The organism is Curtobacterium sp. RIT-PI-V (assembly GCF_025642935.1).
Classification (GTDB): Bacteria; Actinomycetota; Actinomycetes; order Actinomycetales; family Microbacteriaceae; genus Curtobacterium.
In genome coordinates, this window is sequence record NZ_JANZKM010000001.1 from 283,573 (window position 1) to 308,319 (window position 24,747).

General features: G+C 71.6%; 28 protein-coding genes. 21 read left to right on the forward strand and 7 right to left on the reverse strand.

The annotated features are described in order from the left end of the window. A complete protein-coding gene (locus OGL88_RS01470; RefSeq protein WP_263055062.1) occupies positions 1-846 on the reverse strand; it encodes a helix-turn-helix transcriptional regulator in 846 nt (281 codons plus the stop codon). A gap of 111 nt (positions 847-957) precedes the next feature. Here OGL88_RS01470 and hxlB point away from each other — a divergent pair, with 111 nt between their 5' ends. The 5 genes from hxlB (at position 958) to OGL88_RS01495 (ending at position 6,461) form a co-directional block, all read left to right on the forward strand. Beyond that, the gene (gene hxlB / locus OGL88_RS01475) at positions 958-1,521 is read left to right on the forward strand and encodes a 6-phospho-3-hexuloisomerase (RefSeq protein ID WP_205463368.1); all 564 of its coding nucleotides are present in this window, start codon (positions 958-960) and stop codon (positions 1,519-1,521) included. An 11-nt stretch (positions 1,522-1,532) separates the two neighbouring features. Next, positions 1,533-2,156: a 3-hexulose-6-phosphate synthase gene (hxlA, locus tag OGL88_RS01480; RefSeq protein ID WP_263089349.1), complete on the forward strand. Its 624-nt coding sequence runs from the start codon at positions 1,533-1,535 to the stop codon at positions 2,154-2,156. A 123-nt stretch (positions 2,157-2,279) separates the two neighbouring features. Then, positions 2,280-3,020: an alpha/beta hydrolase gene (locus OGL88_RS01485; RefSeq protein ID WP_263055060.1), complete on the forward strand. Its 741-nt coding sequence runs from the start codon at positions 2,280-2,282 to the stop codon at positions 3,018-3,020. Between the two features lie 85 nt (positions 3,021-3,105). Beyond that, positions 3,106-3,873, forward strand: coding sequence for an HAD family hydrolase (locus OGL88_RS01490; protein ID WP_263055059.1), 768 nt, complete (start codon positions 3,106-3,108; stop codon positions 3,871-3,873). Positions 3,874-3,950: 77 nt separating this feature from the next. Next, complete coding sequence (locus OGL88_RS01495) at positions 3,951-6,461, forward strand: glycoside hydrolase family 65 protein (RefSeq protein ID WP_263055058.1); 2,511 nt, start codon at positions 3,951-3,953, stop codon at positions 6,459-6,461. 40 nt (positions 6,462-6,501) lie between these two features. Here OGL88_RS01495 and OGL88_RS01500 read toward each other — a convergent pair whose 3' ends face one another. Together OGL88_RS01500 and OGL88_RS01505 are read right to left on the reverse strand one after the other, a co-directional pair. Further along, the gene (locus OGL88_RS01500) at positions 6,502-6,888 is read right to left on the reverse strand and encodes a VOC family protein (protein ID WP_263055057.1); all 387 of its coding nucleotides are present in this window, start codon (positions 6,886-6,888) and stop codon (positions 6,502-6,504) included. Next, positions 6,885-7,400, reverse strand: coding sequence for a DUF1697 domain-containing protein (locus tag OGL88_RS01505; protein ID WP_263055056.1), 516 nt, complete (start codon positions 7,398-7,400; stop codon positions 6,885-6,887). Before OGL88_RS01505 ends, OGL88_RS01500 begins: the two co-directional genes overlap by 4 nt. A 90-nt stretch (positions 7,401-7,490) precedes the next feature. Between OGL88_RS01505 and OGL88_RS01510 the strand changes: the two genes are divergently transcribed. Continuing rightward, positions 7,491-8,063 carry an ArsR/SmtB family transcription factor gene (locus OGL88_RS01510; protein ID WP_263089350.1) on the forward strand — a complete coding sequence of 191 codons (573 nt, stop codon included), beginning with the start codon at positions 7,491-7,493 and terminating at the stop codon, positions 8,061-8,063. Then, positions 8,060-9,319: an MFS transporter gene (locus tag OGL88_RS01515; RefSeq protein ID WP_263055054.1), complete on the forward strand. Its 1,260-nt coding sequence runs from the start codon at positions 8,060-8,062 to the stop codon at positions 9,317-9,319. Before OGL88_RS01510 ends, OGL88_RS01515 begins: the two co-directional genes overlap by 4 nt. A gap of 19 nt (positions 9,320-9,338) precedes the next feature. Here OGL88_RS01515 and OGL88_RS01520 read toward each other — a convergent pair whose 3' ends face one another. Then, positions 9,339-9,602, reverse strand: a complete 264-nt coding sequence (locus tag OGL88_RS01520) for a hypothetical protein (protein WP_111083527.1) — start codon at positions 9,600-9,602, stop codon at positions 9,339-9,341. A gap of 132 nt (positions 9,603-9,734) precedes the next feature. On the opposite strand from OGL88_RS01520, the gene OGL88_RS01525 reads away from it, so the two are divergent. Then, positions 9,735-10,187: a hypothetical protein gene (locus OGL88_RS01525; protein WP_205463359.1), complete on the forward strand. Its 453-nt coding sequence runs from the start codon at positions 9,735-9,737 to the stop codon at positions 10,185-10,187. Positions 10,188-10,329: 142 nt separating this feature from the next. Here OGL88_RS01525 and OGL88_RS01530 read toward each other — a convergent pair whose 3' ends face one another. After that, positions 10,330-11,802 (reverse strand): NCS2 family permease, encoded by a 1,473-nt coding sequence (locus OGL88_RS01530; protein ID WP_123339432.1) that lies wholly within the window; start codon positions 11,800-11,802, stop codon positions 10,330-10,332. 275 nt (positions 11,803-12,077) lie between these two features. Between OGL88_RS01530 and OGL88_RS01535 the strand changes: the two genes are divergently transcribed. The 6 genes from OGL88_RS01535 to OGL88_RS01560 all read left to right on the forward strand — a co-directional run bounded on the left by OGL88_RS01535 (position 12,078) and on the right by OGL88_RS01560 (position 16,873). Beyond that, positions 12,078-13,001, forward strand: coding sequence for a hypothetical protein (locus tag OGL88_RS01535; RefSeq protein ID WP_263055053.1), 924 nt, complete (start codon positions 12,078-12,080; stop codon positions 12,999-13,001). A gap of 114 nt (positions 13,002-13,115) precedes the next feature. Beyond that, positions 13,116-13,709, forward strand: a complete 594-nt coding sequence (folE, locus tag OGL88_RS01540) for a GTP cyclohydrolase I (RefSeq protein ID WP_263055052.1) — start codon at positions 13,116-13,118, stop codon at positions 13,707-13,709. Further along, complete coding sequence (gene folP, locus OGL88_RS01545; protein ID WP_263055051.1) at positions 13,706-14,644, forward strand: dihydropteroate synthase; 939 nt, start codon at positions 13,706-13,708, stop codon at positions 14,642-14,644. Before folE ends, folP begins: the two co-directional genes overlap by 4 nt. After that, positions 14,641-15,411: a pyrimidine reductase family protein gene (locus OGL88_RS01550; RefSeq protein WP_263055050.1), complete on the forward strand. Its 771-nt coding sequence runs from the start codon at positions 14,641-14,643 to the stop codon at positions 15,409-15,411. The genes folP and OGL88_RS01550 overlap by 4 nt, the downstream gene beginning before the upstream one ends. Positions 15,412-15,561: 150 nt before the next feature. Then, the gene (locus tag OGL88_RS01555) at positions 15,562-16,215 is read left to right on the forward strand and encodes an HAD-IA family hydrolase (protein ID WP_205463356.1); all 654 of its coding nucleotides are present in this window, start codon (positions 15,562-15,564) and stop codon (positions 16,213-16,215) included. A 115-nt stretch (positions 16,216-16,330) separates the two neighbouring features. Then, a complete protein-coding gene (locus OGL88_RS01560) occupies positions 16,331-16,873 on the forward strand; it encodes a type 1 glutamine amidotransferase domain-containing protein (RefSeq protein ID WP_263055049.1) in 543 nt (180 codons plus the stop codon). Positions 16,874-16,934: 61 nt separating this feature from the next. On the opposite strand, the gene OGL88_RS01565 is transcribed toward OGL88_RS01560, so the two are convergent. Next, on the reverse strand, positions 16,935-17,492 hold the full coding sequence (locus tag OGL88_RS01565; RefSeq protein ID WP_263089381.1) for a molybdenum cofactor biosysynthesis protein: 558 nt from the start codon (positions 17,490-17,492) through the stop codon (positions 16,935-16,937). A gap of 310 nt (positions 17,493-17,802) precedes the next feature. On the opposite strand from OGL88_RS01565, the gene OGL88_RS01570 reads away from it, so the two are divergent. From OGL88_RS01570 to OGL88_RS01600, 7 genes are all read left to right on the forward strand, one after another. Continuing rightward, positions 17,803-19,395 (forward strand): AlkA N-terminal domain-containing protein, encoded by a 1,593-nt coding sequence (locus OGL88_RS01570; protein WP_441315710.1) that lies wholly within the window; start codon positions 17,803-17,805, stop codon positions 19,393-19,395. After that, positions 19,392-19,904, forward strand: a complete 513-nt coding sequence (locus OGL88_RS01575; RefSeq protein WP_111083519.1) for a methylated-DNA--[protein]-cysteine S-methyltransferase — start codon at positions 19,392-19,394, stop codon at positions 19,902-19,904. Before OGL88_RS01570 ends, OGL88_RS01575 begins: the two co-directional genes overlap by 4 nt. Before the next feature lie 28 nt (positions 19,905-19,932). Continuing rightward, a complete protein-coding gene (locus OGL88_RS01580; RefSeq protein WP_263089351.1) occupies positions 19,933-20,193 on the forward strand; it encodes a type II toxin-antitoxin system Phd/YefM family antitoxin in 261 nt (86 codons plus the stop codon). Continuing rightward, complete coding sequence (locus OGL88_RS01585; RefSeq protein ID WP_263055045.1) at positions 20,190-20,450, forward strand: type II toxin-antitoxin system RelE family toxin; 261 nt, start codon at positions 20,190-20,192, stop codon at positions 20,448-20,450. The genes OGL88_RS01580 and OGL88_RS01585 overlap by 4 nt, the downstream gene beginning before the upstream one ends. Positions 20,451-20,602: 152 nt before the next feature. Next, positions 20,603-21,421: an alpha/beta fold hydrolase gene (locus tag OGL88_RS01590; protein WP_263055044.1), complete on the forward strand. Its 819-nt coding sequence runs from the start codon at positions 20,603-20,605 to the stop codon at positions 21,419-21,421. 12 nt (positions 21,422-21,433) lie between these two features. Beyond that, positions 21,434-22,306, forward strand: coding sequence for a hypothetical protein (locus OGL88_RS01595; RefSeq protein ID WP_263055043.1), 873 nt, complete (start codon positions 21,434-21,436; stop codon positions 22,304-22,306). A gap of 191 nt (positions 22,307-22,497) precedes the next feature. Continuing rightward, the gene (locus tag OGL88_RS01600; protein ID WP_111083514.1) at positions 22,498-23,973 is read left to right on the forward strand and encodes an APC family permease; all 1,476 of its coding nucleotides are present in this window, start codon (positions 22,498-22,500) and stop codon (positions 23,971-23,973) included. Positions 23,974-23,987: 14 nt separating this feature from the next. On the opposite strand, the gene OGL88_RS01605 is transcribed toward OGL88_RS01600, so the two are convergent. Beyond that, the gene (locus OGL88_RS01605; RefSeq protein ID WP_263089352.1) at positions 23,988-24,707 is read right to left on the reverse strand and encodes a LysE/ArgO family amino acid transporter; all 720 of its coding nucleotides are present in this window, start codon (positions 24,705-24,707) and stop codon (positions 23,988-23,990) included. Between the last annotated feature and the right edge of the window lie 40 nt (positions 24,708-24,747).

Consider the following 24,747-nt stretch of genomic DNA (forward strand, 5'->3'; position numbering starts at 1 on the left):
TCAGCGTGCGTGACCGAGGGCCGCGAGCTCGGCGCGGGTCCGGGCGCCGTGCTTCCGGAGCAGGTTCGCCACGTGGTACTTCACGGTGTTCACACTGATGCCCAGGCCCTCGGCGATCTCGCGGTTGCCGACGCCCGTCGCCACAAGGCGCAGGACGTCGCGCTCCCGCGGGGTGAGGTCGTCGTCCGCGACCGAGTCCACCTCGGTCGGCGACGGGTCGAGGGGCAACGAGATGTCGAGCACCGAGCCCCAGTCCGGCGTGCTCGAGACCTGCACCCGGCCGTCGAGCGTGACGACCCGCTCCGCGATCGGCCGCATGGCGTCGTCGTGCACGTCGAGGGTGCCGGAGCCGTCGTCGCGGAGCTGCATGAGCAGGTTCCGGCCGTCGCAGTCCCACTGGATGCGGACCCGCTTGGCCGCACCACCGTCGACCAGGGCGAGCACGGCGGTCCGGACGATGGCCCGGGCCGCGTGGGCGACGTCGCCGGGCAGCGCGCGGCCGGTGGTCGGCGGCTCGACGAACTGCACGTCGAGGTCGCCGAACCGGACGAGCGGGCGCAGGTCGGCTCGGAGGCGCGAGAACGCCCCGGTGACCGGCTCGAGCAGGGTGCTGCGCTGGTGGTCGGTCTCGGTGCGCAGGTCGACGAGTGCTGCCGACGCGATCTCGACGGCCTCGGCCCGCGCGGCGGCATCGGACACCCGCGGCGACCGGAGCACGGCGAGCACGGACTCGAGGGTGAGCGCCTGACGGTCCGCCTGCTCGGCGACGGTCCGGGCGTGCTCCGAGGCGGCGAGCCGACTGGCGGGCTCGCCGCGGGCCTCCCGGTCGGGTGCGATGGCGTCCATGGGTGCCGAACCTACCTGTCCCACCCGTGCGGACGGGGCCACCCGATCGGGTGGGATGCCTGCCGACGCGGGTAGCGGTGCGGCGGGCCGCGTGACGGCATGATCGTGGACATGGCAGAACCCACCGTCCCCGCAGCGTTCGACGTGATCGTGCGTGAGGTCACCGACCTCGCCGCGAACGTCGACGACGCGTCGGCTGAGCGCGCCCTCGACCTGATCGACCGCTCCGACCGTGTCTTCGTGCACGGCGCCGGCCGTTCCGGACTCGCACTGCGCATGACCGCGATGCGGCTCATGCACCTCGGTCGCGACGTCCACGTCGTCGGCGAGGTCACCACGCCCGCGATCCGGCCCGGGGACGTGCTCCTCGTCGCGAGCGGGTCCGGCACGACCACCGGCATCGTGCAGGCGGCCCGCACCGCGCACGACGTCGGCGCGTCCGTCGTCGCCCTGTCGACCACCGACGACTCCCCGTTGTCCGAGGTCGCGGACACCACCCTCGTGCTGCCGGCAGCGACGAAGACCGACCGCTCCGGCACGGCCTCGGCGCAGTACGCCGGCAGCCTCTTCGAACAGGCCGTCGCCCTGGTCGGCGACGCCCTGTTCCACACGCTCTGGTCCCGCGGCGGGCAGTCCGCCGACGACCTCTGGCCCCGACACGCAAACCTCGAATGAAAGGCATCCACATGCAGCTCCAGTTCGCCATGGACACCCTGACCACCGAAGCCGCCCTCGAACTCGCCGCAGCGGCCGCGCCCCACGTCGACGTCCTCGAGCTCGGCACGCCCCTGATCAAGAGCGCCGGCCTGTCCGCCGTCACCGCGATCAAGGAAGCCCACCCGGACAAGATCGTCTTCGCCGACCTCAAGACGATGGACGCCGGCGAGCTCGAGGCCGACATCGCGTTCTCGGCGGGTGCCGACCTCGTCACCGTCCTCGGTGTCGCCGGCGACTCGACGATCGTCGGCGCCGTCAAGGCCGCGAAGAAGCACGGCAAGGGCATCGTCGTCGACCTGATCGGCGTCCACGACAAGGCCGCCCGTGCCCGCGAGGTTGTCGCGCTCGGTGCCGAGTTCGTCGAGGTCCACGCCGGGCTCGACGAGCAGGCGGAAGAGGGCTTCACGTTCTCCACGCTGCTCGACGCCGGCAAGGAGTCGGGTGTGCCGTTCTCGATCGCCGGTGGCGTGAACGCGTCGTCCGTCGCCTCGGTGCAGGAGGCCGGTGCCCGCATCGCCGTCGCCGGCAGCGCGATCTACAGCGCGTCGGACGTCGGCGCAGCAGCCGCCGAGATCCGCGCCGCGATCAAGTAGCGGGTCACGGTCGCCCATCTCGGGCGACATCGTGAGCAGGAATGGTCGGGTGTGCACGCCGCACCCGACCATTCCTGCTCACGAAGCGAACGCCGCCGTGCCGATGCGCCGTACGGTGGTCGCATGAACCGAGCACTGCGGTGGACCGCGTGGATCGTCGCCGTGCTGCTGCTGGTCGTGGTGGTGTTCCTCGTCTGGGCGCACATCGTCATGCAGGGCACCCGGAGCGCTGCGCTGCAGGTCTGGCGCGACGACCGTGTGTCGGTCCAGGACGCCGGTGACTCCGTGGTGATGACGCCGACGGGGCAGGCCGACGGCAAGGGCATCGTGTTCATCCCGGGTGCCAAGGTCGATCCGTACGCGTACATGGCGACCTTCCGGCAGGTGGTCGCGAACGGCACGACCGTCGTCATCACGAAGCCGACGCTCAACCTCGCGTTCTTCGACACCCGGCCGCTCTCGACCTTCGAGGCGCACGCGCCGGACGTCGCGACCTGGGCAGTCGGCGGGCACTCGCTGGGCGGGGTCCGCGCCTGCCAGCTCGCGCAGGACGCGGACGGCCTGCTGCTGCTCGGCAGCTACTGCGCGAACGACATCAGCAGCTCGTACATCGACGTGCTGAGCGTCTCGGGCTCGCGTGACGGGCTCTCGACGCCCGACAAGGTCGACGCAGCCCGGCACCTGCTGCCGTCGACCGCGACGATGACCGAGGTCCAGGGGTCGAACCACGCCGACTTCGGCGCCTACGGGGACCAGCCGGGCGACCGCACGGCGACCATCAGCCGCGAGGCCGCCCGCGAGCAGATCTCCTCGGCGATCGAGGAGTGGGCGCGCGACCTGCCGCCGGCCCCTGGCCTGCGCTGACGGCGCGGCCTGAGCACCCGTGCTGGAGCGGTCCTAGACTCGACGAGAGCAACGTCCACGAACCCGGTTCCCTGAAGGGCTGCAGATGACGACGCCGACCCGGCGCACACCCGCGCGACTCGCGGACACGCGAGCGCTCCTGTTCGACCTGGACGGTGTCCTCACCCCCACCGCCGACGTGCACATGCGCGCCTGGAGCCGGCTCTTCACGCCGTACCTCGACGCGCACGGGGTCGCGCCGTACACGCAGGCCGACTACTTCGCGTACATCGACGGCAAGCCGCGGTACGACGGCGTGCGGTCGCTCCTCGAGTCACGGGGCATCGACCTGCCGCAGGGCACCCCGGACGACGGTGCGGACGACGACACCGTGTGTGGTCTCGGCAACCGGAAGAACGCCGAGTTCACCGCCGAGCTCGACGAGCACGGCGTCGAGCCGTACCCCGGCTCGCTCCGGTTCCTCACCGCCGCGATCGACGCCGGCTTCCACGTCGCGGTCGTCTCGAGTTCCGCGAACGCCGTCTCGGTGCTGCGGACCGCCGGCATCCTCGACCGGTTCACCGTCGTGGTCGACGGGCTCGTCGCCCGCCAGGACGGCCTCGCCGGCAAGCCCGCTCCCGACACCTACCTGGACGCCGCCGGGCGCTTCGGACTGACCGCCGCCGAGTGCGTCGTGGTCGAGGACGCCACCAGTGGTGTCGAAGCCGGCCGGAACGGGGCCTTCGGGCTCGTCGTCGGGGTCGACCGCGGAGCGGGCGCCGATGCGCTGCGTGAACACGGTGCCGACGTCGTCGTGACGGACCTCGCCGACCTGGTCGCTGACCTTCCCCGGGCGACCACCAGCACCACGTAGGCCAGCGGACCGGAGGCGATCCGCGCCTCCCGGTCGAACCGACGTCCCCACGCCACTCTCCCTTCCCACGGAGCACCATGAACCCCATCACCTCGGACCCGCTCGACCGCGTCCGGTACCCGGTCGACGAGTGGGCACTCGTCGAGACCGAGTACACCCCCGACCAGCAGGGCGTCGCCGAGACGAACTTCGCCGTCGGCAACGGGTACCTCGGCCTGCGCGGCAACCTTGACGAGGGCCGTGGCGGTGTGCAGTACGGCACGTACATCAACGGGTTCCACGAGACCTGGCCGATCCGGCACGCCGAAGACGCCTTCGGGTTCGCCAAGACCGGCCAGACCATCATCAACGCGCCCGACGCCAAGGTGATCCGCCTCTACGTCGACGACGAACCCCTGGTGCTGGCCGAGGCCGACATCCTCCGCCACACGCGGCGCCTCGAGTTCCGCGGCGGCTACCTGTTCCGCGAGACCGAGTGGTCGACGCCGTCCGGCAAGCGCGTGCTCATCCGGTCCCGCCGCCTGGTGTCGTTCACCGATCGACACCTCGCCGTCATCGACTACGAGGTCACCGTGCTCGACGCGGACGCCTCGATCCTGCTGTCCAGCCAGATCCTCAACCGCCAGGACGTGCAGGACGAGTACCACGCGGGGATGCGGGCAGCCGCGAACGCCTTCGACCCGCGCAAGGCCGAGGCCTTCACCGACCGGGTGCTCGAACCGAAGCTCAAGCGCAGCACCGGCGCCCGTTCCCTGCTCGGGTACCAGGCGTCGAGCTCCGGCATGACGATCTGCGTCGGTGTGGAACACCACCTCGAGACGGAGAACAGCTGGGACGAGTCGTCGTCGATCGACGACGACCTGGCGAAGCACGTCTACCGCGTCCAGGCGCGCGCCGGGCAGCCGATCCGACTCGTCAAGCACGTGGTGTACCACACCTCCCGCGGTGTCCCGGTGCGCGAACTCGCCGACCGCTGCGACCGCACGCTCGACCGGGCGCACGCCGAGAACATCGACGAGACGTTCGAGAAGCAGCGCGTCTGGCTCGACGACTACTGGGCCCGGAGCGACGTCGAGATCGCCGGGCAGCCGGAGATCCAGCAGGCGGTCCGGTGGAACCTGTTCATGCTCGCGCAGGCCACGGCCCGCACCGACGGGCACGGCATCGCCGCCAAGGGCGTCACCGGCTCTGGCTACGGCGGGCACTACTTCTGGGACATGGAGATCTACGTCCTGCCGTTCCTGTCGTACACGGCGCCGATCGTCGCCCGGAACGCGCTGCGGTTCCGCTACAACATGCTCGACGCCGCACGCTCGCGGGCACGCGAGCTGAACCAGCGGGGGGCCCTGTTCCCCTGGCGAACGATCAACGGTGAGGAGTCGAGCGCGTACTACGCCGCCGGCACCGCGCAGTACCACATCGACGCCGACATCGCCCATGCCCTGATGCAGTACGTGCGGGCCTCCGGTGACACCGAGTTCCTGAAGCGCGGGGCGATCGACGTGCTCGTCGAGACCGCTCGGCTGTGGGCGGACCTCGGCTTCTGGCGCTCCAACGGCGACAAGAAGTTCCACATCGACGGCGTCACCGGACCCGACGAGTACACGACCGTCGTCGACGACAACCTCTACACGAACGTCATGGCGCGGGCGAACCTGTGGTTCGCGGTCAACGCGTGCCGCGAACTCGCGGCAGACGACGTCGAAGAGTACGACCGGATGATCCGGCGCACCGGTCTGCGCCCCGACGAGCTCGTCGAGTGGGAGCACGCCGCCGAGTCGATGGAGATCCCCTTCGACCCGCACCGTGGCATCCACCCGCAGGACGCCCAGTTCCTCGACAAGGAACTCTGGGACCTCGAGAACACCCCCGAGTCCAAGCGCCCGCTGCTGCTGCACTACCACCCGCTGGTCATCTACCGGTTCCAGGTGCTCAAGCAGGCCGACGTCGTGCTCGCGCTGTTCCTGCAGGGGCACGAGTTCACCGCGGCCGAGAAGCGCCGCGACTTCGACTACTACGACGCGCTCACCACGGGCGACTCGACGCTGTCGGCGGTCGTGCAGTCGATCATGGCGGCCGAGGTCGGCTACCACGACCTTGCCGACCAGTACTTCCAGACGGCGCTCTACGTCGACCTGGCCGACCTGCACGGCAACACCTCGGACGGCGTGCACATCGCGTCGACCGGTGGCATCTGGGGTGCGCTCGTCAACGGGTTCGGCGGCATGCGCGACCACGGCGGCCGGATGACGTTCAACCCGCGACTGCCGCGGCACTGGGACTCGCTGACCTACCGACTGACCGTGCGCGGGTCGCGGGTCCGGGTCGACCTCGGGCAGGACGCCATGACCTTCACGGTCGAGACGGGTTCGGGCTTCACCGCGTGGGTGCACAACCAGCAGTGGGACATCGAGGCCGGCGAGCCGACCGTGGTCCCGCTCCCGCACCAGGGGCCGCGGATGTCCGGGCACGCACCGACCACGAGCGACATCCAGGGCACGCTCCGCGCCGACGGCTCCGTGATCACGGCGTCGATCCCGACGATCTCGCTCCAGCGCGACTTCGACGTGGACGAGACGACCGCGTAGGGCGTCACGTCGGCTGTCGGCTGGGGCCCGCTCGACCCGGTCAGCTCGCGACGAGCTCGACCTTGAAGCGTTCGGTGTCCTCCAAGAAGGCTGCACGGTGGTCCGGTCCGCCGGCGAACGGGTGCCGGTCCTCGTACAGGCGGGTCCACCCGTGCCTCGGCGCGTCCGTCCACAGTTGCTCGACCTGCTCGGCATCGCCGGCGTGGAACGCGAGGTGGCTCAGTCCGGGCCGTCGACGGTCGTGCGTGCCGTCGAGCGGCGCGGTCTCGAGCACGACGTAGACGTCTCCGAGTCGCCAGCTCCGGCCCGCTGGCCACTCCTGGAACGGCGTGTACCCGAGCTCGCCGAGCAGCCAGCCCCACGCGCTGCTCGCCGTGTCGAGGTGGGCGGTGCGGAGCTCGACGTGGTGCAGGGCGCCTCGGGTCACAGGAGCTTCCGGAGCGTGTTCGTGTTGCGCGTCGTGGTCGTGCGCTTGAAGCGTGCTGCTCCGGCCCGTTTCGCGAACACGGTGTCCGTGCTCGACCCCTTCGGGCAGGACCAGTACACGACCCCGCCACCCCGGGCGACCTGCTCGACCGTGGTGTCCAGCGCGAGGTCGGCGAGCAGCGCGTCGAGGGCGTCGTCGTCGGAGCCGAACACCACGTAGTCGTGCCGATCGTCGGCCCGGTCGAACGGGAACCGTTCGACGATGCCTTCGAGGTCGTCGTGCGGGACGAGCACGATCCACGCGTCGTAGCCGAAGCGCTCGCGGAGCGCCTGTTCGATCGTGGCCTTCAGGGTCCGCGCGTCGGCGTCCGCGCCGAACACCACGTTGCCGGACGCGAGCACCGTGCGGACGTCGTCGAAGCCGAGTCCGCGGAGCAGTTCCGCGAGGTCGGCGTTCTTGATCGTGATGCCGTTGACGTTCACTCCGCGCAGCAGCGCGATCCACTTCGCCATGCCGGAACCGTAGCGCGGTGGCGGCGGTCCCAGTCGATCAACTGCACAAGAAGCATTGCGCAAGAGTTCTTGTGCATATATTCTCAGAGCATGACCGTGCGCAGACTCGACGACGCCGCCCACATGCGCGCCCTCGCCCACCCGACCCGACTGCGGATCGTCGGGCTCCTGCGATCCGGTGGACCGCAGACCGCCGCGATGCTCGGCGACGAGATCGACGAGGCGCCCGGCACGATCAGCTACCACTGCAAGCGTCTGGCCGACGCGGACTTCATCGAGCCGGCGCCGGAGCTCGGCTCCGACCGGCGGGAGCGGTGGTGGCGTGCCACTGCGGACCACACGTCGTGGGACCTCGCCGATGCGTTCGACGACCCGGAACGGATGCTCGCCACGACGGCACTCGACCACACCGTCGCCGATGCGTACGCGGCCGAGTACGGGCGGTTCATCGACCAGGCGCCCGTGCTCGGCCGCGAGTGGGTCGCGGCGTCGACCAGTTCCGACGAGGTGCTGCGACTGACCGCCGACGAACTCACCGGGCTCGGCGCCGAACTGCGCGCCGTCGTCGAGCGATGGACGGCCGTGAGCGACGCGCACACACCGGGCGACGGGTCGGAGCGCGTCATCGCCGTCACCCAGAGCTACCGGATGGGGCGACCGTGAACGCCCGGGCACGGTTGCGTGCACTGCTCGCGGTCCAGGTCGTCTCGCGGACCGGCAACGTCGTCACGACCGTGGCCGTGCCGTTCGCCGTGCTGGCCCGGGGTGGCTCGGCGACGGACGTCGGGATCGCCGCCTTCGCCGCGACGGTCCCCATCGTCCTCGGCGGCCCGTTCGGCGGGGCGCTCGTCGAGCGGGTCGGGTTCGTCCGTTCGAGCGTGGCGTCGGACCTCGTCAGCGGTGCGACCCTGCTGGCGATGCCGGTCCTCGCCTGGACGGTGGGTCTGCCGTTCTGGGCGCTCCTGGCCCTCGTGTTCGTGAGCGGCCTGTTCGACCTGCCCGGGGAGTCCGCACGTCGAGTCCTGCTCCCGGGTCTCGCACGATCGGCCGGCGTGCCGCTGGAGCGCGCGGTCGGTCACTTCGAGGCGTCCCAGCGACTCTCGGTGCTCATCGGCGCGCCGCTCGGCGGGGTGCTCGTCGCGGCTGCGGGACCGATGGCCGCGCTCGTCTGCACCGCGGTGGCGTTCGGCACCGCAGCCCTGCTCGCTGCGGTGCTGGTCCGGCCGGCGGGCGACGACGCTGCGGCCGCGAGCGCTGAGGCGGCTCCGACCAGCGGGTACTGGCGGGACATCGCCGAGGGCTTCCGGTTCTGCGTCCGCGACCCGTTCTTCCGGCTCGTGATCGCCCTCGTGCTGATCACGAACCTGCTCGACGCGGCCCGATCGACGACGTTGCTCCCGCTCTACGCCGCCGACACCCTCGGTGGGGCGCAGGCGCTGGGCTTCGTGACGGGGACCTTCGGGGGTGCGGCGTTCCTCGGGTCGGTGGCCTTCGGGTACGTCGCACACCGCGTGCCCCGTCGGATCACGTTCGTCGTGTGCTTCGTGCTCGCGGGTGGGCCCTCGCTCCTGGTGCCGGCGCTCGGCCTCGGGCTGCCGTGGATGCTCGCGGCTTCGGCGGTGTCGGGCCTCGCCGCCGGGTCACTCAACCCGATCCTCGGAGCCGTCGAGCTCGAGCGCATCCCGGAGCACATGCGCGCTCGGGTGTTCGGGCTGCTCGGAGCCGGGTCGTGGGCGGGGATCCCGCTCGGCGGACTGCTCGCCGGGTTCGCGGCCGAGGGTGTCGGTGTGCAGGCGACGTTCGGGGTGGTCGTCGTGCTCTACACCGTCGTGACGCTCGCGCCGCTGACGGGTGGCGCCTGGCGTCTCATGGAACGACCGGCGCCGGAGCGGGCGCCGGTCGACCGCGTGACGACGTAGTCCGCATCCGGGGCGGCGCTCACGTCCACGTCCGCGCGACGCCCCAGCCGCTGCCCTCGGGCACGATGTCGACCACCAGCGTGTCCCCGTCGTCGGCCGTGGCCTGGAACCGCCAGCCGACCGTGCGCTCGGGGGCGTGGGTGATTGCGGTCGGCAGCTCGGCCCGCGTCACGGTCAGACGGGTCGGGGTGTCGCTCACCCGCCAACGGCGCCCGCCCCAGACCAGCCGGCTCGGTGCGCCCTCGGACCACCACACCGTGGCAGCCGTCTCCGTGATCATCATCGGGCCTCCTCGTTCGAACGTGTGTTCGAATGCTAGGTCGCCGGGCGAGACCCCGCAAGCGCTCGCCGACGTGACGGCGGGTCGCGGACGACACCGTCCGCGGTCGCAGACGCCCTCGTGTAGACGGGGAGCATGACGAACGATGATCACGGCCCCGACGCGCAGCACCAGGTCCCAGAGGGAGTGTCCGAGGCCACGGTCGAGGCGCTCGGCACACTGTCGGCCGCGGTCGAGGTCATCGAGCACGCCCGCGGCCTGCTCTACGGCTTCCACCGTCTGACGGGCACCGCCGACCTGAACCTCGGCGAAGCCGTCGAGCAGCTCCGGAAGGCAGGCCACACCGAACTGGCCGACCGCGTCGACACGGAGCTCGTGGGCCGCAACGTCATCGCCGGCCGCTGGACGTTCCAGGTCGTCGAGGACTACGACGACGGGTACTACGCCCTGGCGAAGGAGCTCGAGCGCACTGCGCGGGACGAGCTCGTGCAGGGGCGCCGCCACCTGTTCGAGGCGGGCATGAAGGAGGACCGGCGGTCCGGCGGTCGACGTCACCACGAGGCGACGCCGAGCGACCTGCCGGACTGAGCACGGGCCTCCCGGCCGAACGTCGGCACTCCCTGCACGACGGAAATCGGCTCGCACCACGGAATTCCGTGGCGCGAGCCGATTTCGGTTGTGCGGGAGGCAAGCGCACCGTAGGAGCGGACCGCGCGCGGTCCGCCCGGCCTCAGCCGACGCCGAGCAGCGCCTCGAGCGGCCCCCGCGCGAAGTACAGCAGGAAGCCCGCAGCGACGACGTAGAGCAGCCACGACACCTCGCGACCCCGGCCGGACAGCAGCTTGATGAGGACCCAGCTGATGAAGCCCACGCCGATGCCGTTCGCGATCGAGTAGGTGAGCGGCATGACGACGATCGTCAGGAACGCGGGCAGGGCCGACCCGAAGTCCGTCCAGGAGATGTCTGCCACCTGCGCCACCATCAGGGCGCCGACGACGACGAGCCCGGCAGCGGCGACCTCGAGCGGCACGACCTGTGTGAGCGGGGTGAGGAACATCGACGCCAGGAACAGCAGGCCGGTGACGACCGACGCCATGCCGGTGCGTGCGCCCTCGCCGATGCCGGCGGCGGAGTCGATGAAGACGGTGTTCGACGACACCGAGGCGCCGCCGCCGGCGATCGCGCCGACGCCTTCGACGACGAGCGCCGACTTCAGGCGGGGGAACGTGCCGTCGGGCTTCGCGACGCCGGCAGCCTTCGCCAGGCCGGTCATGGTGCCCATCGCGTCGAAGAAGTTCGTGAACACGAGGGTGAAGACGAGCATCGACGCGGCCAACGGCCCGATGCGGCTGAACGCGCCGAACAGGTCGGCGTGGCCGACGAGCGAGAGGTCGGGGAACGCGAACAGCGCGCTCGGCAGACCGGGGGCGTTGAGGTTCCAGCCCGTCTTCGAGTCGACCGACGTCGGCACCTGGAAGATTGCCTGCAGGATGATCGCGATGATCGTCGTGGCGACGATCCCGATGAGCAGGGCGCCCTTGACCTTGCGGGCCATGAGTGTGCCGATGATGACGAGGCCGATCAGGAACACGATGGTCGGCAGGGCGCCGACGGAGCCGTCCTCACCGAGCTGCAGTGGCGGCGACGCGAGCCCGGACGAGCGCACGAAGCCCGAGTCGACGAGGCCGATGAAGGCGATGAACAGGCCGATGCCGACGGTGATCGCGGCCTTCAGCTGCGCCGGGACGGCGGTGAAGATCATCGTCCGGATCCCCGTCAACGCCAGGACCACGATGATCACGCCGTTGATGACGACGAGTCCCATCGCCTCGGCCCAGGTGACCTGCTGCACGACGCTGACGGCCAGGAACGAGTTGATCCCGAGGCCCGCGGCGATGCCGAACGGCAGGTTCGCGATGACGCCCATGGCGATGGTCATCAGGCCGGCGACGAGACCGGTCGCGGCGGCGACCTGCGCGTTCTCGAGCCAGCCGCCGGAGACGTCCTTGGCGGCCTGGTCGGCGCTGAACCCGCCGAGGATCAATGGGTTGAGGATGACGATGTACGCCATCGTCACGAACGAGACGAGTCCGCCTCGCACCTCGCGCGGGATCGTGGATCCGCGCTTCGTGATGGAGAAGTATCGATCGAGGCCGGTCGCGAAGCGGTTCCGGGGTGGGGTGTCGGTCTGCGGGGCGCTCACCGAGCAAGTTTAAAGCCTGCTGGGTTTCCGGCATGTCACAGGATCCTCACAGAGCGCGAGCTTCAGCGCGATATACGAACTCTTGGGCGCTGGTGCAGGACGCTCCTTAGCCTGTGTGGATGCACAGCAACCAATCGAGTCACCGGCCCGCGATGCCCCGCCGTCGCACGCTCCTCCAAGCGGCGGGGGCCACCCTGCTCGGCGGATCGCTCGCTTCCGGGGGACCGCGATCGGCCGCGGGCGCGTCCGGCACGGCGGGACCGAGAGCGCGCGGGATGCCGTTGCGGTTCGGCGTCGGAGCACACCACCCCTGGATCGACGGCTTCTCCTACCCGGCAGCCGACGTGGTGCAGCAACTCCAACTCGCCAAGGTGTTCGGGTGCGACTCCTACCGGGTGGACTGGTTCGTGCCGCAGGCCATGTCCAGCCGATGGGACTGGCAGTGGTACGACACCGTCGTCGACACCGCCGAGCAGCTCGACCTCGAGCTGCTCTGCGTCCTCACGCCCGAGGGCGGGTACCGACGGTCGTACGAGTCGCTCCTCGACAACTGCGTGCCCGTGGTGGAGCGCTACGCGGGCCGGATCCCCTGGTTCCAGTTGGCGAACGAACTCGACAACGTGGCGATCAGGAAGGGGGTGGACGGATCCCGGCCCGAGCACTTCGACACCGAGGCGTTACCGATGGTCCGCAACGTGCAGTCGGCGCTCCGGGACGGCGTCCGGCTCGGTGACCCGGCTGCGCGCACCGTGGCGAACGTGGCCTGGAAGCACACCGGATTCCTCGAACGCCTCCACGAGGACGGCGTCCTCTGGGACGTCAACTCGCTCAACTGGTACGTCCAGCCGGAGCAGAACGAGCTGACCGGCGACGACCAACTGCTCGCTGTGATCGAGCGGCTGGGGGCGCTGCCGCAGGAGCAGGTGCTCATCACCGAACTCAACCTCGAGGGCGGTGCCGGGACGGACCGCTCCCGGCTCGCCGCCCAGTCGGGCCGACTCGAGGAGGTCATCGTCGCCCTCCGCGACCGAGCCCCCAGCGTACTGACGCACGTGTTCCTCTACGAGCTCCTCGACCAGCCCACCGCCGCCCCCGGACAGGACGTCTACGGCTTGGTGCCCGTCGATCGTGACACCGGCTTGTGGGGTGCGCAGAAGCCGGTCGCGACGACCTTCGCCCGGCACACCGTGTCCGACTGACGAAGTCGTCGTCCGACCGGGAGGCCCGCCCCGCGCGATCGGGGGACGTCACGCCGTGCACCGGCTCGCGTTCTCCGGCTACGGCTGGTGTTGGATGGTCGGGTGACGTCACGCATGGACCGTGCCCGCGTCGAGGCCGCGGTGCGCGAACTCCTGCTCGGCATCGGCGAGGATCCCGACCGCCCCGAACTCGAACGCACCCCCGCTCGGGTCGCCGACTCGTACGCCGACTTCTTCGCCGGCATCGGCACGGACGCCGTGGCCATCGCCCGCGACGGCACCGTGCACGCCGAGGACGGCGAACGCGGTCGGCTCGTCATCGTCCGCGACGTGAAGTTCCGGTCCGTCTGCGAGCACCACCTGCTGCCGTTCCTCGGGGTCGCGCACCTGGCCTACGCGCCGGGCGACCGGCTGATCGGGCTCGGCACCCTCTCGCGTGTGCTCGACGCCGTGGCCTCGCGTCCGCAGCTGCAGGAACGACTGGGCGAGCAGGTCGCCGCGACGATCGCCGAGGGGCTCGGCGCCGAGGGGGTCCTCGTGGTCCTCGACGCGCAGCACCAGTGCGTGACGACGCGTGGGGAGCGCCAGACCGGGTCGACGACCGTCACCGTCGCGGCGAACGGTTCGCTGGCCGACGCCGCGGGCCGGGCCGAGGCGATCGCGCTCATCGGTGCGGGGCGTGTGACGGACACCGGGGCGGACGCATGACGACCGACGGGCGCGCCACGGGCCTCCCCGACGGCACGGCTGGACACGGCTGGGTGGTGCCCGACCTGCGCGACCCGGTCCGCACGATCGGACGCCGTTCGTTCGACTTCGACCACCGCATCGCCGTGATGGCGATCGTGAACCGCACGCCCGACTCGTTCCACGACCGAGGTGCCACCTTCGAGCTCGACCGCGCCGTCGCCGCCGCCGTCCGGGCTGCCGAACAGGGTGCCGACTGGGTCGACATCGGCGGCGTGAAGTTCGCTCCGGGGCCCGAGCTCCCCGCTGCGGACGAGGTCGACCGCGTCGTGCCCGTCGTCGAGCAGCTCGCCCAGGAGTCCGACGTCACCATCAGCGTCGACACGTTCCGCCCCGAGGTCGCCGCAGCGGCGATCGCAGCCGGTGCGAGTGTCATCAACGACACCACCGGCCTGTCGGACCCCCGGATGGCTGCCGTCGTCGCGGACTCCGAGGCCACGATCGTCATCACGCACTCCACCGCCCCGCCGCGCCAGCAGCTGCCGGAGCCGCCCCGGTACGACGACGTCACGGCGTCCGTCGTCGGATTCCTGCTGGAGCGCGTCGACCGGGCGCTCACCGCGGGGATCCCGGAGTCGCGGATCGTCGTCGACCCCGGCCACGACCTCAACAAGAACACCGTGCACACGCTCGAGGTGACCCGGCGCCTGCCCGAGGTCGTGGCGCTCGGGTACCCGGTGCTCGCGGCGGTGTCGAACAAGGACTTCGTGGGGGAGTCGCTCGGACGCCCGCGCGGCGAACGCCTGGCGGGGTCGCTCGCCGTCGCGACCGTGAGCGCGATGCTCGGGGCGCGGATCGTCCGGATGCACGACGTCGTCGAGAGCGTCGACGCGATGCGCATGGTCGAGGCGACGCTCGGTTGGCGCGCGCCGGTGGAAGCGCGGCACAACACGTGAACCTCCTGCCCCCGTCGATCGCTGACCTGTCCGACGACGACTTGATCGACCTGTACACCGCGGGTGCGTCGGCGTCGTGGCTGCGGGTGAACTTCGTGGCGACGCTCGACGGGTCCGCCTCGGCCGCCGGGGTCTCGGGGTCGCTCGGCGGTCCGGACGACCTGCGCGTGTTCGACCTGCTCCGCCGGGTGGCCGACGTGGTGCTCGTCGCCGCGGGCACCGTGCGCGACGAGGGCTACGGGCCGATGGTCCTGCACGACGCCGACGTGGCCTGGCGCCTGTCGCACGGCCTGCCCGACCACCCGGTGTTCGCGATCGTCTCACGGTCGCTGTCGCTCGACGCCGGATCCCGGGTGTTCACCGAGGCCCCGGTCCGGCCCGTCGTCCTGACCTCCGCGGCTGCGGCGCCGTCGGACGCCGGGGTCGCGCTGTCGTCCGTCGCCGACGTCGTGCCGTGCAGCTCCGCGGCCGATCCCGAGTCGGTCGACGTGTCGCTCGTCCGCGACGCACTGGTGGCGCGGGGGCTCGGCACGATCCACTGCGAGGGCGGCCCGACGTTCCTCGGGTCACTGATCGCCGCGGACGCCGTCGACGAGTTGACCCTGACGATCGACCCGTCGCTCGAGGGCGGCACCGGGCCGCGGATCGCCCGCGGCGGTTCCCCGGAGCTGCGGCGGATGCGCCCCGCGCACGTGCTCCGCGGTGCGGGTGACGTGCTGCTGACCCGGTACGTCCGGGCGGTGCCGTCTGCACGAGTCTCGGCCTGAGCGACACTCCTCGCGCTCCGGAGGCCGCGAAGTGTCGCCGGGGACGAGACTCGGGGCCGCCCGCCCGAGTCTCGGGGCTGCCCACCCGAGTCTCGGGGCCGACCACCCGAGTCTCGGTACCGGTCGACCGCGTCGGCTAGGGTCGGGCGCGTGATCGACATCGTGGCGTCCGGGGTCCTCTTCGACATGGACGGGACCCTCGTCGACTCGACCGCGGTGGTCGAGGCGACCTGGACCCGCTTCGGTCAGGACCGCGGCATCGACCCGGCCGACATCCTCGCCTTCTCGCACGGCCGTCAGGCGATCAGCACGATCGAGCACTTCCTGCCCGACTTGGACCGCGACGAGCAGCTCCGCATCGCTGCCGGACTGGTCGCCGAGGAGAGCGCGAGCAGCGAGGGCATCTTCGAGATCCCCGGTGCCGCCGCCTTCGTGGACCGGCTCCTCGACGCCGGGGTCCCGGTGGCGCTCGTGACGAGTGCACCGCGCGACCTGGCCGCCGGCCGGATGGCGGCAGCGGGCCTGACCATGCCGACGGCGTTCGTGCCGTCCGAGGACGTCGAGCACGGCAAGCCGCACCCGGACGGGTACTTGCGGGGTGCCGCGCTGCTCGGTGTCGCGGCCACCGACTGCGTCGCGTTCGAGGACGCCCCCGCCGGCCTCGAGTCGGCCATCGCCTCGGGAGCGACCACCGTCGTCGTCGGCCCGCACGAGTCGGACGTCACGGCCGGGCTCTACCGGGTGTCGGGGTACGACGGCATCACCGTCGAGCCCGAAGGGTCCGCTTTCCGCATCCGCGGCTGAGGACCCGCTGCGTCCTGCGGGCACGCCCAGCGCTCCCCGACGACCCTCGGGTGTGCGGCCGGAACCACCGGGCCGCACGTGCGGCCGGAACCACCGGGCCGCGGAAGGAGCGACCATGGCAACCCTGGACGGCAAGAAGGTCCTCGTCATCGCGACGAACTACGGCGTGGAGCAGGACGAGATCGTCGTGCCCGTCGACCAGCTCCGCGAGCGCGGCGCGACGGTGACCGTGGCGGCGCAGGACTCCGGTTCGATCGAGACCCTCGTCGGCGACAAGGACCCCGGCAAGTCCCTCGACCCGGACACCACCATCGCCGGTGTCAACGTGACCGGGTACGACGCGCTCGTGGTCCCCGGCGGCACCATCAACGCCGACACCCTGCGACAGGACAACTCGGCGGTCTCACTGGTGACGGCCTTCGTCGAGGCGAACAAGCCCGTCGCGGCGATCTGCCACGGCCCGTGGACCCTCATCGAGGCCGGTGTGCTGCGCGGACGGACGATCACCTCGTTCCCGTCGCTGCAGACCGATGTCCGGAACGCCGGCGCCGAGTGGGTCGACCAGGAGGTCCAGGTCGACGGCGGCATCATCACCTCGCGGAACCCCGACGACCTGCCGGCCTTCGTCGACGCGATCGAGAGCGCGCTGACCGCGTGAGCACGGTGCGCTGCCGCTGACGGCCCTGCCGCTGGCGGCCCTGCCGCTGACGGCGCGGCTGTCAGCCCAGCGCGACGGGGCGGGTCGTCCGGAGCACCGCGGGTCCGAGGGCGAGCACGCCGTCGGACTCGGGGTCGCACCGCACCCCGCCCCGTCCACGCATCGCCCGGAACGCCCCCGGCGCGACCTCGTGGTCCATCCAGGCGCACGGGTTCGCCGGCCGGTACCCGCGGAACAGCACGGCACCGCTGCCGGGGTTCTGCAGCGAGAACGGCTCGCCCCGGAGCGCCTCGACGTCGGCGCCCCGCAGGAACACATTCCGCCGGGTCGCCACGGGATCGACCGGCACGCCGAGTGATCGTCCGACCTCCTCGAGGCCCTCGAGCCCGATGACCGTCACCGAGGCGTGCACGTGCGCCCGCGCCGCGAAGTACCGGTCGCCGACGATGCCGAGCCCGGTGCGGAGTTCGACGCGGTCCCGCAGCTCGTCCGGCTCGTCCGGCAGCACCGGCAAGGCGCCGTCGGCCGGCCTGCCCTCGTAGCGGTGGCGGCGCGACACGAGCAGCAGTGCGATCTCGACCTCGGTCCGGAACGGCAGGTCGACGGAGTCGGCGAGCACGTCGGAGCCGACCCGGTGGTCAGACCCGGCCACGTCGTCTCCGGAGGTCACCCGCCCAACGCTAGCCGGGCCTCCCGGTCGACGCCGTGCCGTCGTCGGTACCGCGGCGCCGAGGTTCCGCAACACGCCGTCGGTGCCGCGCCGAGGTTCCACGGGCGGGCGCACGGAGCGCCGACATGCCGAGATCTCGGAACCTCGGGCCCGCCCGCCCCACGCGACGCGCCACGGAGGCCCGCCCGCACGCGTCCGCCGCGCCGTCCGATTTCCGCCAGTCGCGGTCGGTGGTGCGTGTCAGGCTGGGCCCGTGACCATCCCCGGAACCGACCAACTGCACGCCGAGCGCTACCGCGTCGTCGCCTCGCGCGACGCACGCTTCGACGGCCAGTTCGTCACCGCCGTGCACTCCACGGGCATCTACTGTCGACCGAGCTGCCCGGCACGCACGCCCCGCGAGACCGGCGTCACCTTCTACCGCACGAGCGCGGCGGCGCACCTGGCCGGCTTCCGCGCCTGCAAGCGCTGCCTGCCCGAGGCGACCCCCGGCAGCCCCGAGTGGGACCTGCGTGAGGACGTCGCCGGTCGCGCCATGCGCCTCGTCCTCGACGGTGTCGTCGAACGCGACGGCGTCCCGGGGCTCGCCGCACGGGTCGGCTACTCCGAACGCCAGCTCAACCGCATCATGACGGCCGAGCTCGGCGCCGGACCGAAGGCGCTCAGTCGCGCGCACCGCGCCCAGACGGCACGCACGCTGCTGACGTCGTCGGACCTGCCCATCGCGGACGTCGCCTTCGCCGCCGGGTTCGCGAGCGTCCGCCAGTTCAACGAGACCGTCCGCGAGGTCTTCGCCGTCACCCCGTCCGAGCTGCGCGCCCGTCGGACGCTCCGTCCCGCGTCCGACGGCGCACTGCACGTGCACCTGCCCGCGCGGCCGCCGTTCGACGCGCAGGGGCTCCTCGACTGGCACGCACTGCACGCCCTGCCAGGGCTGGAGCAGGTGGACACCGACGGATCCGGTCGGGTCACCTCGTACGGGCGACTGCTCGACCTGCCGGGAGGCCCGGGCTGGTTCAGCGCATCGGCCGCGGTCGCGGGGGCGCCCGGCTCCACCGCAGCCGGTCGCGGCACCGGGATCGACCTGCGGGTGCGCGTCACCGATCTGTCCGACCTGCCGACGCTCGTCGCCCGCGTCCGGTCGTACTTCGACCTCGACGCCGACCCGGTCGCCGTCGACGCGGTGCTCGGTTCCGTGCCCGAGCTCGCCGCGGCGGTGCAGCGGGTCCCCGGCCTGCGGCTGCCCGGCGCTGTCGACGCGCACGAGATCGTGTTCCGCACCCTCCTCGGGCAGCAGGTCTCCGTCGCCGCGGCCCGGACGGCCCAGACGCGGCTCGTGGCGGCGCTCGGTCCCGCCGTGCCGTCGGCGATCCTGCCGGATGGCCTGCTGTTCCCGTCCGCCGAGGTCATCGCTGCCCGCGGCCACGAGGTACTGCGCGGTCCGGCCGCCCGCGTCGACACGATCCTGCGGGTCGCCGCGGCGCTCACCGACGGGTCGCTCGTCATCGACGGCGGACAGTCCCTCGACGAACTGCGCGAGCGGTTGCTGGCGGTGAAGGGCATCGGGCCGTGGACCGCCGACTACGTGGCGCTCCGGGTCCGGCACCACCCCGACGTGTTCCTCCACAGCGACCTCGCCGTGCGCAACGGTGCACAGGAACTCGGACTGCCCGGTACGGCGCGCGAGCTCTCCCTATGGTCGGAGCAGGTGGCGCCCTGGCGGAGCTACCTGACGATGCACTGCTGGCGACCGATCATCGACCGCGCGATCACGACGGCCGCCGGTGCACGGGCGCACGGCACCGACCGTGCGCGGCACGCAGACAACGACCCTCGGAAGGACGAACGATGACCGACGCAACCATCCAGACCCTGGACACCCCGGACGGGGCCTTCACCGTGCTCGAGGACGCCGAGGGCCGTGTCCTCGCCTCGGGCTGGACCGACTCCGTCGACCGGATCCTCGGGCGGCTCGCCGACCGGTACCGACCCAGTCGCATCGTCGACGGCACGGTCGCCGCTGCCGACGCCGTGGACGCCTTCTACTCGGGCGAGGTCGAGCACGCCATGCAGGTGCCGGTGCGGCAGTTCGGCACCGACCTGTTCACCGAGGGGTGGCGGCAGCTCCGGCGCATCCCCGCCGGCGGCACCTTGACCTACACCGAGTTCGCCGGGGCGATGGGTCGTCCGGACGCCGTGCGGGCCGCCGCCAGCGTGTGCGCACGGAACGCTCCCGCACTGTTCGTGCCGTGCCACCGGGTGCTGCGATCCGACGGCACACTCGGGGGCTTCGCATGGGGGCTCGACGTCAAGCGATCGTTGCTCGAGCGGGAATCAGTCGGCACCACGGCGCTCGTCTGACTTGTACAAAACGCTCTAGAATGTACAGGTGAGCGAAGTGTCGATCTCCGAAGCACGTGGCCGCCTGGCGTCGATCATCGACGACGCCCGGCACGAACCCGTCTACCTGACCCGGCGCAACAAGCGCGTCGCGGCGGTGGTGGACGCTGATGTCCTGGACCGCCTGCTCGAGGCGGCCGAGGACCTCGACGACCTGATCGCGTACGACGCTGCCATCGCGGAGAGCAAGCGCATCGGCGGCGAGAACGTGCAGTGGGACGATCTCAAGCGCGAGCTCGGGCTCGGATGACCTGGTCGGTCGAGGTCATCCCGTCCGCGCAACGCGTCATCCGCAAGCTCCCGCCCGACGGTCGTCGGCGGATCGAGGGCCTCCTCGCGATCCTCGCCGACCACCCGCGGCCCCCGGCAGCTCGGAAGCTCGTGAACCGACCCGGTTGGCGGGTCCGATCGGGCGACTACCGCCTGATCTACGAGATCGACGACGGCCGACTCATCGTGGTGGTCGTCGATGCCGGCCACCGCCGAGCGATCTACCGCGACCGCTGAGCGTGGCACGAGCAGGAGTCGGACCGGTCGTCTCCCCCTGGTTGTGGGTGTCGACGTGGGAGCGCTCCGATGCCATGCTTCGAGGACCGACCCGCCCGGTCCCTCCCGAGGACCCGACGCAGCGCCGTCGAACCACCCTCGGAAGGCCCCCAATGGACCAGCACGTCGACCGCACGGTCGTCTCCGCCGACGGCACGGTGATCGCCGTGTCCGACGCGGGCACCGGTCCGGCGCTCGTCGTGGTCGGTGGCGCCTTCGACCACCACGGCACCCCCACCGTCGAGCGCCTGACCGAAGCGCTGCAGGACCGCTACCGGGTCATCACGTACGACCGGCGGGGCCGCGGTGCGAGCGGCGACACCACCCCGTGGACGATCGAGCGCGAGGTCGAGGACCTCGCGGCCGTCGTCGGGAGCGTGGACGGACCCGTCGCCGCGCTCGGCCTCTGCGTCGGCGCGGGGGTGGTCCTCCGGGGCCTCGCCGCCGGTGTCCCGCTCGGGGCCGCCGTGCTGTGGGAGCCGCCGTACCGCGCGACCGTCGACCCGCACGCCGACGACGTCGTCTTCGCCGACCTGCTCGACGAGCACGTCGCCGCCGGCCGTCGTGCCCAGGCCGTCCGGGCGTTCCTCGCGCACGTCCTGGGGGTGCCGATGGGGCAGATCTCGGCGCTGCGGCTGCGGGGTGCGCTCTGGCGGTCCCTCGTCGTCGACGCCCACGTGCTCAGCCGCGACGTGCGGGTGCTCAACGGTCTGGCGATCCCGGAGCGGGTCGCCGCAGCGGTCGGTGTCCCGGTGCTCGTCGCCGCGGGCAGCGACGGCCACGAGTGGATGCGGCAGGCGTCCCGTGCGGTCGTCGAGGCCGTGCCGGGGTCGGACTACGTCGAGGTCCCAGGGCAGGGCCACGTGCCCGACCCGGCTGCGATCGGCGCCGTGCTCGACGGGTTCACCGCGAGGGCGGTCACGCGGGGCTGAGAGGATGGTGCCGTGAACCAACCTCGTCTCGGTCTCCTGCTCGACGTCGACGGGCCCATCGCCAGCCCGGTCTCCCGCACCATCGCGATCCCGAGCATCATCGAGGACCTCGTCGCCCTCGCAGCCGAGGGCATCCCCGTCGTCTTCAACACCGGCCGGAGCGACGCCTTCATCCGGAGCGAGGTGGTCGGTCCGCTGCTGGCGGGTGGTCTCGCCGAGGGTGGCCGCGTGCACGCCGTCTGCGAGAAGGGCGCCGTCTGGTGCTCGATCGGCCCGCAGTACGAGGGTGGCATGAGCGAGCTCACCGTCGCCGACGACCTGGCGCTCCCGCGCGACTACGCCGACGAGATGCGCGAGCTCGTCCGCTCCGAGTACGCCGACCTGGTGTTCTTCGACGAGACGAAGCGCGCCATGGTGTCGATCGAGCAGCGGGTGGAGGTGCCGAACGCCACGTACCTGGCTCGGCAGCCCGAGTTCGACGCGAAGGCGATGGCGGCCCTCGAGCGCCGCGGCCTGGGCGTGCGCCGTCTCGCCGACGTCCGACCCGACGCCGACGGCGCCGTGCAGTGGCGGATCGACCCGACGATCATCTCGACCGACGTCGAGTCCGACCGCAGCGGCAAGGACATGGGCGCCGAGCGGTCGCTCGAGCTCCTGGCGCAGGACGGCGAGCTGCCGACGGCCTGGCGCACGATGGGCGACTCTCGCAGCGACTACGCGATGGCGGACTGGCTGCACGCGAACGGCCACGAGGTCGCGCACGTCGACGTCCGTCCCTCGGACGGCGTCCCGGTGACGCCGTACCCGGTGCTCACCGCACCCGACGGGGTGATCCACGACGAGGCCGGAGCGCGGTTCCTGCGCAACTGGCGCCGATCCGCCTGAGCCGAGCCGGGCCTCCCGGTCGACCCGCCCTGCGCACGGAACCTGGTTCCGGACACGGCACCGCGCCGTTCCCTGGTTCCATGTCCGGAACCTGGTTCCCGCGCGCCCAGCGGCTCCGCTGTTTGCGTGTCGGGGTGGTACACCAGTAATGTCACGGGGTCCGCCGCCCAGCCGATGACGGGATCCACCCCATGGCAACGAAGCTCCGCATCAAGTCGATCGAGGCCTCACTGGCCGACTCCGAGGAGCAGGGCCGATCCCTGAAACGCTCCCTGAAGACGTTCGACATCGCCGCGATGGGCATCGCGGTCGCCGTCGGCGCCGGCATCTTCTCGGTCGGCGCGAACGCCGCCGCGAACTTCGCCGGGCCCGGCGTCATCATCTCGTTCCTGCTCGCCGCCGTCACGTGCGGCCTGGCGATCATGTGCTACGCCGAGTTCGCCTCGACGATCCCCGTCGCCGGCTCGGCCTACACGTTCACCTACGCCACGATGGGCGAGCTGCTCGCCTGGATCGTCGGCTGGGACCTCATCCTCGAGACCCTCACGGCGAGTGCCGTCATCGCGAAGTACTGGGGCATCTACCTCAGCACCGCGTTCGACGTGTTCGGGGTGAGCCTGCCGAGCACGATCCAGCTCGGCCCGATCCCGTTCACCTGGGGCCCGGTCCTGATCGTCGGCATCTTCACGGTGCTGCTCGCGTTCGGCACCCGCCTGTCGTCGCGGGTCTCGGCGGTCATCACCATCATCAAGGTCGCCATCGTGGTGTTCGTCATCGTCGCCGGTGCGTTCTTCGTCAAGGCCGCGAACTTCACCCCCTTCATCCCGCCGTCGGAGCCCGCAAAGGGCGCCGAGGGCAGCGTCTGGACCCAGTCGCTCGTGTCCTGGTTCACCGGTTCCGAGCCCGCGCAGTACGGCGTCTTCGGGCTGCTCGCCGCGGCGTCGCTCGTGTTCTTCGCGTTCATCGGCTTCGACGTCGTCGCGACCAGCGCGGAGGAGACCGAGAACCCGCAGAAGACGCTGCCCCGCGGCATCTTCATCGGCCTGGGCATCGTGACGCTGCTGTACGTCGGCGTCAGCATCGTCATCACCGGCATGGTCTCCTACCAGCGCCTGGCGCAGGAGGACGCGCCGTCCCTGGCCTCGGCCTTCGACATCGTCGGGCTGCCGTGGGCGGCCGGCATCATCGCCATCGGCTCCCTGATCGGCCTGACGACCGTCGTCATGGTGCTGCTGCTCGGTCTGTCCCGCATCGTCTTCGCGATGAGCCGTGACGGTCTGCTGCCGCGCTGGTTCTCGAAGACGAACCCGAAGACGCAGACGCCGGTGCGCGTGCAGGTCGTCGCGGGGGTCGTCGTCGCGCTGCTCGCCGGGTTCACGGCGGTCGACAAGCTCGAGGGCATGATCAACATCGGCACGCTGTCGGCCTTCGTGCTCGTGTCGATCGGCATCATCGTGCTCCGCAAGTCGCGCCCGGACGCCCCGCGCTCGTTCCGGGTGCCGTGGTCGCCGGTGATCCCGATCCTGTCGGCCGTGCTGTGCTTCTGGCTGATGCTGAACCTCGAGGTCGAGACCTGGCTGCGGTTCGTCGTCTGGCTCGTCATCGGCTTCGCGATCTACTTCGGCTACAGCCGCCGCAACAGCCGGGTCGGCAAGGGCCAGCAGTAGCGGGCTCCGGCCTCCTAGGCGCCGACGACCAGCAGCAAGCCGAAGCCCAGCATCACGACGGCGACCAGGCCGTCGAACACCCGCCACGTCACCGGCTTCGCGAACAGCGGCCGGAGCAGTCGCCCGCCGAACCCGAGCGCGCCGAACCACAGGCAGCTCGCCGCGACGGCGCCGACGGTCCACAGCCAGCGGTCGTCCGGCCCCTGCTGGTTCGCGACGGAACCGAGGAACACCAGCGTGTCCAGGTACACGTGCGGGTTCGCCCACGTGAAGACGAGCATGGTCGCCACCGCCGTGCGCATGGTCACCGCCTGGCCGGGAGGCACGGTGCGCGTCCGCCCCGCCACCACCGTCCCCGGGCACTCGGGTGCACTGCCCGCGGCCGGCTCCGGCACGCCGTCGTCCGCCGCCTCGTCGGCCACTCGCATGGCGTCGCTCGACGGCCGCAGCGCCCGTCGCGCGGCGAGCACGCCGTAGGTCACGAGGAACGCGGCCCCGACGAACCGTACGACGACGAGCGCCACCGGGAACCGCTCGACCACGGCCCCGACGCCGAGCACCCCGGCGACGATGAGCACGGCGTCCGACACCGCGCACACGACGACCGCCGCCGTCACCACCCGCAGCCCTGAGCTGACCGCCAACCGGAGCAGGTAGGTGTTCTGCACACCGATCGCGACGATCAGGGCGAGTCCGGTGCCGAGGCCGGCGAGCAGGGGGAGGAGTGCGGTCACGTCCACGACGCTAGGTGCGCCGTGGTCTGTAGACCAGCTC